The 12,837-nt window shown below is 31.8% G+C and carries 10 protein-coding genes; 7 read left to right on the top strand and 3 right to left on the bottom strand.

The genetic code is table 11. The features are described 5' to 3' along the window. Positions 1-91 precede the first annotated feature (91 nt). From BDW31_RS02215 to menB, 4 genes are read left to right on the top strand one after another with little or no spacing between them, the layout of a single operon-like run. Complete coding sequence (locus BDW31_RS02215; protein ID WP_053024324.1) at positions 92-1,459, top strand: isochorismate synthase; 1,368 nt, start codon at positions 92-94, stop codon at positions 1,457-1,459. After that, the gene (gene menD / locus BDW31_RS02210) at positions 1,449-3,119 is read left to right on the top strand and encodes a 2-succinyl-5-enolpyruvyl-6-hydroxy-3-cyclohexene-1-carboxylic-acid synthase (protein ID WP_037549242.1); all 1,671 of its coding nucleotides are present in this window, start codon (positions 1,449-1,451) and stop codon (positions 3,117-3,119) included. The genes BDW31_RS02215 and menD overlap by 11 nt, the downstream gene beginning before the upstream one ends. After that, complete coding sequence (menH, locus tag BDW31_RS02205) at positions 3,106-3,909, top strand: 2-succinyl-6-hydroxy-2,4-cyclohexadiene-1-carboxylate synthase (RefSeq protein WP_037549249.1); 804 nt, start codon at positions 3,106-3,108, stop codon at positions 3,907-3,909. Before menD ends, menH begins: the two co-directional genes overlap by 14 nt. Next, the gene (menB, locus tag BDW31_RS02200; protein ID WP_011276187.1) at positions 3,902-4,720 is read left to right on the top strand and encodes a 1,4-dihydroxy-2-naphthoyl-CoA synthase; all 819 of its coding nucleotides are present in this window, start codon (positions 3,902-3,904) and stop codon (positions 4,718-4,720) included. Before menH ends, menB begins: the two co-directional genes overlap by 8 nt. A gap of 102 nt (positions 4,721-4,822) precedes the next feature. Here menB and BDW31_RS02195 read toward each other — a convergent pair whose 3' ends face one another. Both BDW31_RS02195 and BDW31_RS02190 read right to left on the bottom strand, forming a co-directional pair. Then, on the bottom strand, positions 4,823-5,986 hold the full coding sequence (locus tag BDW31_RS02195) for an aminotransferase class I/II-fold pyridoxal phosphate-dependent enzyme (protein ID WP_037549255.1): 1,164 nt from the start codon (positions 5,984-5,986) through the stop codon (positions 4,823-4,825). Between the two features lie 127 nt (positions 5,987-6,113). Then, positions 6,114-7,121, bottom strand: coding sequence for an acyltransferase family protein (locus tag BDW31_RS02190; protein ID WP_110709042.1), 1,008 nt, complete (start codon positions 7,119-7,121; stop codon positions 6,114-6,116). A 240-nt stretch (positions 7,122-7,361) separates the two neighbouring features. Here BDW31_RS02190 and BDW31_RS12925 point away from each other — a divergent pair, with 240 nt between their 5' ends. From BDW31_RS12925 to BDW31_RS02180, 3 genes are all read left to right on the top strand, one after another. Next, positions 7,362-7,553 (top strand): TspO/MBR family protein, encoded by a 192-nt coding sequence (locus BDW31_RS12925; protein ID WP_370741135.1) that lies wholly within the window; start codon positions 7,362-7,364, stop codon positions 7,551-7,553. Further along, a complete protein-coding gene (locus BDW31_RS12920) occupies positions 7,550-7,801 on the top strand; it encodes a TspO/MBR family protein (protein WP_370741134.1) in 252 nt (83 codons plus the stop codon). Before BDW31_RS12925 ends, BDW31_RS12920 begins: the two co-directional genes overlap by 4 nt. Positions 7,802-7,981: 180 nt before the next feature. Continuing rightward, the gene (locus tag BDW31_RS02180; RefSeq protein ID WP_037535525.1) at positions 7,982-8,401 is read left to right on the top strand and encodes a MarR family transcriptional regulator; all 420 of its coding nucleotides are present in this window, start codon (positions 7,982-7,984) and stop codon (positions 8,399-8,401) included. Between the two features lie 284 nt (positions 8,402-8,685). Here BDW31_RS02180 and BDW31_RS02175 read toward each other — a convergent pair whose 3' ends face one another. Continuing rightward, the gene (locus BDW31_RS02175; RefSeq protein WP_110709040.1) at positions 8,686-12,765 is read right to left on the bottom strand and encodes a glucosaminidase domain-containing protein; all 4,080 of its coding nucleotides are present in this window, start codon (positions 12,763-12,765) and stop codon (positions 8,686-8,688) included. Between the last annotated feature and the right edge of the window lie 72 nt (positions 12,766-12,837).

The following is a 12,837-nucleotide window of genomic DNA, read 5'->3' as shown; positions in this document are numbered from 1 at the left end:
CTAGAAGATTAAGCAATTATGCCACCATAAATAGTTAAAAATGATACAATATTGTAATGAGAAAAAATAGATAATGAAAGAAGTGAAATGAATGGCTGCGAATATAAAGGAAGATGACATTATTGAGTCAATATATGAAAGTAACAAAAGCTGGGTATCTGTTGAAGTGAAAATTGATAGAGAACTTACACCTGATGAATTATTCAATTTAACAGAATCTCAGGCAGGAGATCGCTTTTATTTTCGCTTAAATGATAATACGTCTTCATTTTTCGGCTATCATGCTGTTCAAAGATTCAAAAATAACTTTGATAATAAGCAATCGATCTTTCGTGAGTGGGAAAAATTTAAAAAAGATATTGAATTGGTACACCCGGATATAGAAAAGCATCATTTGAAAGTCATTGGAGGATTTCAATTTTCTAGCCATAAATCTGATGATGAATGGCGTGAATTTGGCATTAATCATTTTGTGATACCTCAAGTTTTAATATCAAATATCGGACAAACTACTTATCTGACATATACAGTTGAAAGAGCCCAATTTGATATTGAACAGTTTAAAGAAGTAGTAAATTACTTTGAAAAAACTCAAATTGCTAAAGCTGAACATGTTGAAACAATGGGGAATATCTTACGAATGGAAGATATCTATGTTGATGAGTGGAAAGAACTCGTTAGGGATGCGATTGCTCAGCTTGATGAAACTAAAAAAATCGTTCTTGCAAGACGTCGTATGATTAAATTTGATAAACCAATTAATATACCTTATGTGCTTAATCGAGCATTACAAAGTGAAAGAAACAGCTATTTATTCATTTTAGAATCCAATCAATCTGTATTCTTTTCACAAACGCCAGAACAACTTTTAAAAGTAGAAGACGGTGTTCTATCTACAAAAGCTGTAGCTGGTACGATTAAGCGATCTAACGACATAGACGAAGATGAAAAAAATATACAAGCATTTCTAAAAGATAAAAAGAATTTAGGTGAACATGATTTTGTAGTTAAAAGTATTCTAGATGACATAACGCCTTATGTTGATAATATTGAATATAATCATTCACCTAATATTTTAAAAAACGACCATCTATATCATTTATATACTCAAATTCAAGGTCAGTTAAAAAACAATTCCTTTATAGGATTAATTGATGAAATGCATCCTACACCAGCTTTAGGTGGCTACCCTAAAAATGAAGCACTCAAATTTATTGAAGAAAATGAATTTGGAACACGAGGCTTATACGGCGCACCAGTTGGTTATATCGACATGAATGATGATTGTGAATTTATTGTAGCAATACGCTCAATGTTAATAAAACAAAATCAAACCACGTTATTTGCAGGGTGTGGTATCGTAAAAGATTCTGACCCTGATAGTGAGTTAGCTGAAACTGCAGTTAAATTTTCACCGATGATGAATGCTTTAGGAGTAGTGGATAAGAATGAATCATAATGACGCACTAACAAAACAAGTATATACATTTGCTTCGGAGTTATATGCCTATGGCGTACGTGAAGTTGTAATTAGTCCCGGCTCAAGATCAACGCCATTGGCCATTGCTTTTGAAGCACATCCTAATATTAAGACATGGATACATCCTGATGAACGTAGTGCAGCGTTTTTTGCTTTAGGCTTAATAAAAGGTAGCGAACGCCCTGTAGCTATTTTATGTACCTCTGGTACTGCGGCGGCAAATTATACACCAGCAATTGCAGAGAGCCAAATTAGTCGTATACCTTTAATTGTATTAACAAGTGATCGTCCACATGAATTAAGAAGTGTGGGGGCACCACAAGCAATTAATCAAGTTAATATGTTCGCAAATTATGTTAATTTTCAATTTGATATGCCTGTAGCAGATGGTACTGATTACGTGCTAGACGTAATTTATTATCAAATGCAAATTGCAAGTCAGTATCTATATGGTCCACATAGAGGTCCTATTCATTTTAATTTACCATTTAGAGAGCCATTAACACCTAACTTAGAAAGACAAGAGTGGCTAACATCTTATTCTAAAAAGCTGCCGCATTATCAAAAAAATATTAATGTTCAAGACATCAGACATATATTAAAAGAGAAAAAAGGGTTAATAATAGTTGGTGATATGCAACATCAAGCTATCGATCAAATACTTACTTATGCGACCGTGCATGACATACCTATACTTGCAGATCCATTAAGTCAACTACGTAAGTATAATCATCCAAATGTGATTACGACATATGATTTATACTATCGTGCAGGACTCGACTTAGATGTTGATTTCGTAATAAGAGTTGGTAAACCTGTTATCTCAAAAAAATTAAATCAATGGCTTAAGCGCACAAATGCATATCAAATTTTAGTGCAGAATAATGACAAGATAGATGTATTTCCAACGCCACCGAGTATTTCATATGAAATATCTGCAAATGATTTCTTTAGAAATCTTATCGAAGAAACAGCTGTCGATCGAAAAGACTGGATAAACATGTGGCGAACACTTGAATCACAGGCTAGAAATACAATCGATAAACATATGACAAATGCAACAGATGAAGCGGCATTTGTAAAAATATTAATTGATAAATTAACTAAAGATGATGCTATTTTTGTAAGTAACAGTATGCCAGTTCGTGATGTCGATAATCTACTTTATAATAGTGAAGTTGAAGTATATGCGAATCGCGGTGCAAATGGTATCGATGGAGTTGTATCAACTGCTATTGGAATGGCTGTACACAAGAAAATCACTCTGATAATCGGCGATTTAGCATTCTACCATGACATGAATGGTCTTTTAATGGCTAAAATTAATAATATTAATTTAAATATTGTTTTACTTAATAATAATGGTGGCGGTATATTCTCATATCTTCCACAAAAAGCATCTGCTGAAGCATATTTTGAACGTTTGTTTGGAACGCCGACTGGATTGAATTTTGAATATACAGCATTGCTTTATGATTTTACATTCAAACGATTTAATACTGTGGCAGATTTCACTCAAGAAAAGCTATCACATATGAATTCACATATTTACGAAATGGTAACAAATCGAGATGACAATATGTCACAACATCAAATTCTATATAAGAAATTGAGTGGTATTCTAAATGTTACACTATAACTTCTATCAATCACAAAATAATTCAAATCAGTTATTAGTACTTTTACATGGCTTTATTAGTGATAGTCGTACGTTTAATGATGATGTTCAATATTTTTCACAAGAGGCTAATGTTCTTACAGTCGATTTACCAGGACATGGACAAGATCAATCACCAATTGATGTAATTTGGGACTTTCCATACATTACGACACAATTAGATGAGTTATTAGATATATACAAATCTTATGATATTACTTTACTCGGATATTCAATGGGTGGCAGAGTGGCCTTGTATTATGCATTGTACGGTAATTGCTCTTTGTCAAAATTGATAATTGAAAGTAGTTCTCCAGGAATTAAAGATGAAAATAATCGATATGAGCGTCAACAAATAGATACAGCAAGAGCAAAAGTATTAGATATTGCTGGGTTAGAGGTATTCGTTAATGATTGGGAAAAATTACCATTATTTTATACGCAATATGAACTAGATAAAGATAAAAAGTCGGCTATAAGAGAAATGCGATTATCCCAAGATCCACATAAATTAGCAAAAGCTTTGCGTGATTATGGCACTGGTCAAATGCCTAATTTATGGGAACAAATTGGTAATATTCAAATACCTTGCTTTATTTTAACTGGTGAATTAGACCAAAAATTTGTGAAAACTGGACAAGCTATGAATAAGGGTATGAAATACAGTCAAATCCATACTTTTTCAAATGTAGGTCATACAATTCATGTGGAAGATAAAGCGGAATTTGATACAATAGTATTAGGTTTTTTAAAGGAGGAGCAAAATGACTAGACAGTGGGAAACACTTAGAGAATATGATGAAATAAAATATGAATTCTACGAAGGAATTGCTAAAGTAACGATTAATAGACCTGAGGTAAGAAATGCATTTACACCTAAAACAGTAGCTGAGATGATTGATGCATTTAGTCGTGCACGTGATGATCAAAACATTTCTGTAATCATCTTAACAGGTGAAGGTGACAAAGCATTTTGTTCTGGCGGTGACCAAAAGAAACGTGGACATGGTGGCTATGTAGGCGAAGACCAAATCCCACGTTTAAATGTATTAGATTTACAACGTTTAATCCGTGTCATTCCTAAACCAGTTATCGCAATGGTTAGAGGTTATGCCATCGGTGGTGGTAACGTATTAAACGTAGTATGTGACCTAACAATCGCTGCTGATAATGCTATTTTCGGACAAACAGGTCCTAAAGTAGGTTCATTCGATGCTGGTTATGGTTCTGGTTACTTAGCAAGAATCGTTGGTCATAAAAAGGCACGTGAAATTTGGTATTTATGTCGTCAATATAATGCACAAGAAGCTTTAGACATGGGCTTAGTTAATACAGTGGTACCATTAGATCAAATCGAAGATGAAACAGTTCAATGGTGTAAAGAAATTATGAAACACTCTCCAACAGCTTTACGTTTCTTAAAAGCTGCTATGAATGCGGATACTGATGGCTTGGCTGGATTACAACAAATGGCTGGAGATGCTACATTACTTTACTACACTACTGATGAAGCTAAAGAGGGTCGTGACGCGTTTAAAGAAAAACGTGATCCAGACTTTGATCAATTTCCTAAATTCCCATAAATCAGTAACGGTAATATAAAAAAGTATAATTTTAGGACACTTATATAGTGATAAACTGATTGACAGTTAACCACTATTTTAAGTGTCCTTTTTTAATTAAAGTTATATACTGTAGTTTGCTTTTAAGAATCTTTTTAATCGACGCATGCCCTCTTTTAAAACATCCATGTCATATGCATAAGAGATACGAATGTAACCTTTACCCATATCGGTGAATGATGATCCGGGAACCATTGCTACGTGTGCTTCTTCAAGCACTTTGACGCAGAAATCGAAATCATCAGAAGTATAGTTACGAATACTTGGGAATATATAAAAAGCACCTTCTGGTTGAGCATCCAATTCGAAACCCAATTCTTTTAATTTGCTTACTAAATAGTTACGACGCTCTATATAAGCTCGGTTCATATATTGAGGCGCATCTAATCCTTCATTAAGTGCAGCAATACATGCGATTTGTGACGGTACATTTGCACATATACAATTATATGCATGCATAAATGTTAACTTTTCAATTAGGTACTCAGGACCTAGTAAGAAGCCTATACGAATACCGGTAGCGGAGTGAGACTTACTTAACCCACCAATAAGTAATAGTTGATCACGAATTTCCTCAAATTCTGCAAATGAGACATGATTACCTTTGAAAGTATTTTCTGCATAAATTTCATCGCTAATAATAAAAATTTCTTTTTCTTTCAAATAATTTACAATGCCTTTTACTTCATCACGTTCTAATATCACACCAGTTGGATTCGTAGGATAATTAAGCAAAATTGCTTTTGTTTTATCAGTGTAATGTTGCGCAATTAATTCTGGAGTGATTTTAAATTCTGTATTTGTAGTATCTATATAAATAGGCTTACCACCTAATGTTTCAACTAAAGGAATATAGCCTGCATAAATAGGTCCTGGAATTAATATCTCATCACCAGGTTCGATAATACTTCGCAATGACGTATCAAGTGCTTCACTCGCACCATTCGTAATAATGATTTCCTCTTCACTATAATAAAAACCGTACTTATTTTTGAAATAATTACTTATTGCCTGTCGAGTTTCCGGCAATCCCTTATTGTGTGAGTAACTAGTTTTATCTTCTTTAATCGCATTGATGTATGCCTCTTTTACCATATCTGGCATAGGAAAGTCGGGTTGACCAATCGTTAAATTCACACAATCATCAATGTGCTTCATACGATTAGAGAACTGACGTATACTTGGTGCTCTTAAAAATTTGGAATTCGTATTTAAAGATAGTTTCATTTTTTACACCTCAAAAAACCAAATTATAGTAACTTTAAATGTTACTATAAAATTTTTAGAATAATCTTATAATAACATATTTTTTAGTCACCATAATTTGGTAAGTCCTTTTGTATTTAATTTTTCATTATCCTCTAAAAGAAGAAGGTTTCTTTAAATTAATCAAAGGATTCGTCCATTTACAAACAAGGTTCGTCGATAGTAAATATACAATTAATACTGAAATGAGAATTAAATAACCGTAAGTGAATACTGATATATGATCTTTAAAAGGATGTATTTCCAATCCTCTAACTATACCTATAACTAAACCATGTAATAAATAGACGTACATTGTGCGATTTCCTATATAAGTATAAACACGTTTATGATTACTCATTAAATTGAGGAATGAGAACATAGCTACAAAGATAACGAAGTATAGCAATAGTCTTTTCAATGGGCTGTACACATTTTCATTATTATTTTCAAGTGAAGTATAGGGACTACTACCTAAAAGCCAATCTAAATTGATAGGGTGTATATAGTAGACGATGAAAAATATAATAAGTACAAGGATTGAAATTAGCCTTAATTTTTTATTTCTCAATAATTGAGTATGAGCTCGCGTTGTTAAATAACCAACATAAAAAATCGGAAAAAATACGATTGTTCTTGAAATACTCATATAACCATCGATATCATCAGAAAAACCTGCAAGTATTGAAATAATCAAAGCGACAGATAATACATAATATGCTTTATAGCGACGTACTATGACAAGTATGACATGGAAACAAAATAATGTAAGTAAGAACCACAAAGCAAATACAGGATTAAAAGGGTCCATTTGAATTGCATCACTTTTACCAGTTACAAAATAATAGATAGAAAAGAATGCATAAAATATAGCGTAAGGTGCAATTAACTTTTTAGCTACATTTTCTAGGTAATGTGGTTTATCTAAATGTTTCGCAAAGTATCCAGAGATAAATAAAAACGATGGCATATGGAAACTATAAATTAACAAATATAATGCAGATAAGTATTTACTTTCAGAAGTATAAGGTTGAATCATATGACCGAATACGACTAAAAAGATAAGGATGGCGCGCGCGTTATCGAAAAAGTAATCTCTTTTTGTATCCATCGACATACGATTGTCTCCTTTTTTAATTAATAACTGTATTTAATTTAGTATATATTATCATTGAAATGCAACAATTTAGGATGAAATGTTGGGTAATAACTATTATTTGTATGTAAATTCTATTTGATTTTAGAAAAATAGATTTAAATATGAATAGTGTTTGCATAATAGGAAGAGCAAGTTATCACATTAAAGGAGTGGATTAATATTAACACGTTCAAAGACATCATTAAGCTGATACATCCAATGGTAGGTGGGAGTATCATCAGTCGAATCATAGCAAAGGAATTACAACAGGACTACAAAAATTTTAGAAAACCACCATTTTCTCCACCTACAAAAGCATTTCCGATTGTATGGCCAATATTATATTTATTAATGGGCGTTTCTTATTTAATCACTACTAAAAATAAAAAAAGACAACTCGAATTAAAGTGACACATTATACGCAGTTAACTTTAAACTATTTGTGGTCGATACTTTATTTAAAAAAGAAAGTAAGATGTATTGCATTAATTGAAAGTATCATGTTGTTTATCTCAGTAGTTGCTAATGCAGTATCAATGTTTAAAATACATCGAGTGACTGGATTATTACAGATTCCATATGTACTTTGGTCTGCATTTGCAAGTTATTTAAAAGCAGGTAATTATTACCTTAATAAGGACAATCCTAACTATAAATAGCAATTGAATATATCAATGATTCATAGTTTAAATATATATTCAGCGAGATGCTTTAAAACTTAATGAAATTAAAATTGAATTATTTAGAATTGTATTGTGACAAAATATTGAAAGTACATGACATATAAAAAAATCATAGTATAATAGTATTATCAATTACAAATGTGGAGTAGAACAACAATGTATAATCAACTAGAAAAACTTATTACACTAACTAATAATGACCTTAATTTGGTTAATAGACGTTTTGGACAGCGTACAGATATTACAAATGATCAATTAGAACTATTGAGAATTTTATATAGTTATGATCGATTGTCGCAATATGATTTAACGATGAAGATTAGTAGAGAGCAATCCATTGTATCTAGATGGATTAAGAAATTAGTGCAAAAAGGATATATAACTAGTCAACAGTCTCATGAAGATTTACGTTGCAAAGACTTATGCCTAACAGAAGAAGCTCGTAATTTGATTCAACAAATCAATACGGCAAGATGTGAGTTAATAGAAGCGCGTTGTCAGTGTCTAAGTAAGGAAGAAATACAAAGTTTAAATCAACTATTAGATAAGCTAAATAGTCGTCACATATATATTTAAATAAATGAGTCCTATTGTCTTAATGAATTTAGCCAAATGATCATTATAGTGATAGGGCTTTTTTAGTACAGTTAAATGGGCACAAGAATATAATTTTTAATTGAATATTTAAAATTGTACGAACTAGCAACATATATATAATAAAATAATTATAAAAAGACAATTTCTATAGTTTATCAATAGAAATTGTCTTTTTAATTTGTCCAAGAACTTAATGTCCTAGAATCTTGGTTATTCAAATGAGAATTTTATGTCTCATTCATTTTATTAGTAAATATAGTTATTTATTTGCTATAGCTTGAGATATCAAAATATTTACCAACAGCTTTAATTTCATTATAAAGTTGTTTTAAATATTGAGCGTTAGAATTAGCCCAATTAATATCAGTTGCATATTGGTGTGTAGCAGGGTGGTCTGGATTCCAACGCATTTTATATAGCGTGTTTTGGCCTGCTTTAATATAGTCTTTACCTATAAATTTAGCACCACCAATAATCGCTTTAGATACTGAATTCCAACCAGCTTGCTTAGCATAATTAATACCATTATATATTGGATTAGCATCAAAAGCGGCTATACCAAATACATTATGATATTTTGTAGCACTATTAGTAGTAACATAGTTATTTACGATGTTTGCACCTTTAGCTAATTGAGATTGACCATTACCAGTTTCAATTAATGCATGTGCAATTAAGTAAATTTCATTGATACCTGAAGTAGCAGCAGCTTGACTGAATGCTTGACCTTGATTTTCAAGAACACCTTTACCTTTAAGTAATTGATTCAAACTTGCTACAGAAAGGTTTTGCGGGCGATCTAAGCGTAAGAATTGGTATTTAAGCGTATCATCTTTAGCTAATTTTTCTGTGTTCATAGCATTTTTAATTTCACTATAAGTCGCGTTTGACCAACCATAACCATTTCTTTGAACTTGTGGTGGAGCCCCGTACGCATTTTGTTGAAGTGATACAGCTTGATTTAATGTTCTATATGATTTTGAATATTTAACTAATTCTTTTTTCAAATCAGTATCTTTAATCCATACATATTTGCCATTACTTAATTTACCATAATACCAAGTTTTACCATTAACGACTTTACGAATTGTTACTTGGAAAATTTGTTCATTAAAAGCTTTTAATGAAGTTGCTTTAGCTGAACTAGGGTCATCATAGTAATAACCATTAGTTGTGTTGATAATAAATTCATATTGATATTTTTCACCATTATCTGATGAAGTATTTGATGAAGTTAAGTCATTCTTAGCAATCCAACCAGTTTTACCGTTAACTGTACCGTATAGATAAGTTGTGTTTCCAATAACAACTGATTTAGATACTTTAATTGATTTATTAGCTAAATCTTTATTATCTAAACGTTGTTGGTTTGTACCCCACGCAATTGAGTATAGACCATTATTTTTGTTGTTAATTTTATAAGTACCAGATGTTTTTTGTTCAGAACTAGAGTTTTGAACTTTCAAGTCTTTGACACTGAACCAACCTAAAGGTGTATTTGTCGTAGTATTTTGAAGTAACACAAAAGTATTACCATCAATTGTTTTTTCTTTAGAAACGTTGAAAGTACGATTAGCATACTTAGTTGCATTTTTACCTGTTTTATCATAAACAGTTGCACGTGCACCGCTGTTGTTCGCATTAACTTGAGCTACTTTCGACACAGTTTGAGTTGATGCAGTAGATGGCTTAGTAGCTTTAGTGTTTACAGCAAATTTAGCATTTACTTTAGGTGTTTGTTTAACATCAGTTGATTTAATCCAACCCCAAACATTGTTGATTATACCGTGTAAGTACGTTTCGTTACCAACTTTAAGGTTATCAATTGATTTTAACTGTTTACCACTTGAAGGTACTGTAGCTTTAACTTGTTTAGCTGTTCCCCAAGGTGTGTCGTAAATATTTGCATTTCCATTAATATCGTAATAAGTGGCATTAGTTTTGTTAGGTGTTGTAGTTTTAACAGAAATTTCTGAAGCAGGTACCCAACCACGTGAAGTATTACCATTATAATCAGAAATTAAGTAATAATCTTTATTGTTCAACGTAGCTTTCTTAGTTATGTTGTACGTTTTTCCACCAATAGTTGCGTTAGCTTTCACATTTTTATCATAAACAGTTGTATACGTTCCTTTATTCTTAGTAGAAACTTGACCTAATGTATTCTTAAGATTCGATACTTTTAAAGTATTATCTACAGTAGGTGTTTTACTTCCAGAAGCTGGTTTAGTTATATTAGATAGAAATGCTTGGCTAACCCATCCATTTTTACCATTTAAAGACCCATATAAATAAGTGGCTGTGCCAACTTGTTGAGACTTTGTTGCTTTAAATGGTGCTGTATTAGATTTTGAAACAGTTCCAGCTACTTGATTATAGTTACCCCATGGCACTGTATATAGCGTAGCACCTGATTTTATATTATATGATTGGTTTACTTTTACAGGAGATTTTACTGTATTATAAACGGTTTCTCCTTGCTTAACCCAACCGTACACTTTACCACTATTGTAGTCAGATACTAGATAATACTTATCTTTACCAAGTGTGGCAGATTTAGTGACAGATAAAGTGTTATGAACTTGGTTAGTAGCTTTACCTTTATCATCATAAACTGTTGTGTAAACACCACTATTATCAGTTTTAATTTGAGCTAAGGCACTATTTGACTTAACAGTTAATTTTGGTGATGTAGTAGTTGAACCATTATTACTTGAACCACCTTTATTGGTATTAGATGAGCTACTACTTGAAGTAGTACCCCAAGGTGCTACTTGGCCTGTTTTAATTAAATATTTTTCATTAATTAAATCGTATAATTCATTATAAGTATAATTATGGCTTTGTAGGTAAGCGTGTGGGTCAGAATGGTCTGTACCACCTAGGAATCGACTAATTGCATAGTGAGTCCAAACTGTACCTTGACCATCATTTTCAGCACTATTAGGTGTTAATCCATAATATTGTAATTGTGTTGCAGCATAATCTGCATAGTTATTCATTGATTTAGCGAATGAAGCATAGTCATGTGTATGAACAATTTCAACATTTATAAAACGATCATTAGCATTTGGACCCGCACCCCATGATAAGTAGTCAGTAGGGGCAGTTTCTATAATACGGTTACCGTCTACAAATGCATGAACGAAAGCTGAGTTGTAATTGTTTTTCATGTAATTAATTTCACCATCAATAGTTGAGTTATCATTAGCCGTTTCATGAACTACAATACCTTCAGGTTTACCTACACCATTACGATATCCATATTTAGGGAAATAAGATGAATAATTTTCTTCGATTTTAGGTGCTTGTAAGTTATTCGAACGAATATAATTGTTGATTGATGAACTTACTTGTGGTTTATATTTCGGTAAAGATGATGTAGTTGCTTTAGCTGCATAACGTTTAACTGTTTTTACTGAAGTTGCTGGACCACCTTTGCCACCAACAGATCTAAATCCAGAATAACCTGATTGTGTACTGTTAGATGTAGATGTTTGAGTTGTTTTTGATGCTGATGCATTCTTAGTATTAGCTTCTTGTGATGTTTTAGCTTGATCTACGTTTATTTGAGTTGAATTATTATCATTATTACTATAAGTACTAACTCTCTTATCACTGCTTTGCTTAGACTCCATTTGGTTGTTAGACTGAGTCACTTGATTAGATTGTGATGGAGTAACAGTTGATGAATTCAATTGCTTCTTATTTGATGAAGTTAAACTATTCTCTTGTTGTGAGTTAGAGCTACTTTCATCAATTTGATTATTAACATTTTGTGTAGTGTTTTGATTACTATTAGCAGACGTATCATTATTTGGCTGAACTTGAGATGATGATAAAGCGTTTTTAGAAGCTTGCAATGTTTTCTTATTAGCATCAGTATTACTTTGTGTGTTATTGATATTAGTTTTTTGATCAGATTTATTTGAAGATGAAACTTCTTGCTTGCTATCTTTAACATTAGCTAGCTCACTATTTGAATTAGTAGCGTTTGTGTTAGCAATACTTTGATTTTGCGTACTTTGTTGATCTTGAGTCTGTGTTGTTGAAGTTAAATTATCTAATTTAGCATCATACGTTTTGCTTACTGTAGCAACAGATGCTTTAACATCAGAAGGATTTTGATACGTTTGTACCCCTGATACATTTTGAGCTGAATTAGTTACTTCTTTTTTAGCTTGCTCAGCATTTTCTATATTTTGTTGATCATCAATAACATTATTTGTATTATTCGAATTTTGATTAGCTTCAGCTGCATGTGCATGTTGTGAAGTAAATGCAGCACCAAATAATGTAATCGCAATCATCGAAGGAAATTTTAAATTAAACTTTTTGGTCATTTTGTTACTCCTCGTTATTATTAATATTACAAATTCATTATAGTATTTAAATTAAGGCTATGATTAGATTTA

It is taken from the genome of Staphylococcus sp. AtHG25 (assembly GCF_003217445.1).
GTDB classification, from domain to species: Bacteria; Bacillota; Bacilli; order Staphylococcales; family Staphylococcaceae; genus Staphylococcus; species Staphylococcus haemolyticus.
This window is presented reverse-complemented; position numbering and strand designations above follow the sequence as displayed.

What these genes read in the sequence shown, in the direction of transcription:
- BDW31_RS02215 (WP_053024324.1), top strand. Translation starts at nt 92, where the DNA reads ATGGCTGCGAATATAAAGGAAGATGACATTATTGAGTCAATATATGAA.
- menD (WP_037549242.1), top strand. Translation starts at nt 1,449, where the DNA reads ATGAATCATAATGACGCACTAACAAAACAAGTATATACATTTGCTTCG.
- menH (WP_037549249.1), top strand. Translation starts at nt 3,106, where the DNA reads ATGTTACACTATAACTTCTATCAATCACAAAATAATTCAAATCAGTTA.
- menB (WP_011276187.1), top strand. Translation starts at nt 3,902, where the DNA reads ATGACTAGACAGTGGGAAACACTTAGAGAATATGATGAAATAAAATAT.
- BDW31_RS02195 (WP_037549255.1), bottom strand. Translation starts at nt 5,986, where the DNA reads ATGAAACTATCTTTAAATACGAATTCCAAATTTTTAAGAGCACCAAGT.
- BDW31_RS02190 (WP_110709042.1), bottom strand. Translation starts at nt 7,121, where the DNA reads ATGTCGATGGATACAAAAAGAGATTACTTTTTCGATAACGCGCGCGCC.
- BDW31_RS12925 (WP_370741135.1), top strand. Translation starts at nt 7,362, where the DNA reads ATGGTAGGTGGGAGTATCATCAGTCGAATCATAGCAAAGGAATTACAA.
- BDW31_RS02180 (WP_037535525.1), top strand. Translation starts at nt 7,982, where the DNA reads ATGTATAATCAACTAGAAAAACTTATTACACTAACTAATAATGACCTT.
- BDW31_RS02175 (WP_110709040.1), bottom strand. Translation starts at nt 12,765, where the DNA reads ATGACCAAAAAGTTTAATTTAAAATTTCCTTCGATGATTGCGATTACA.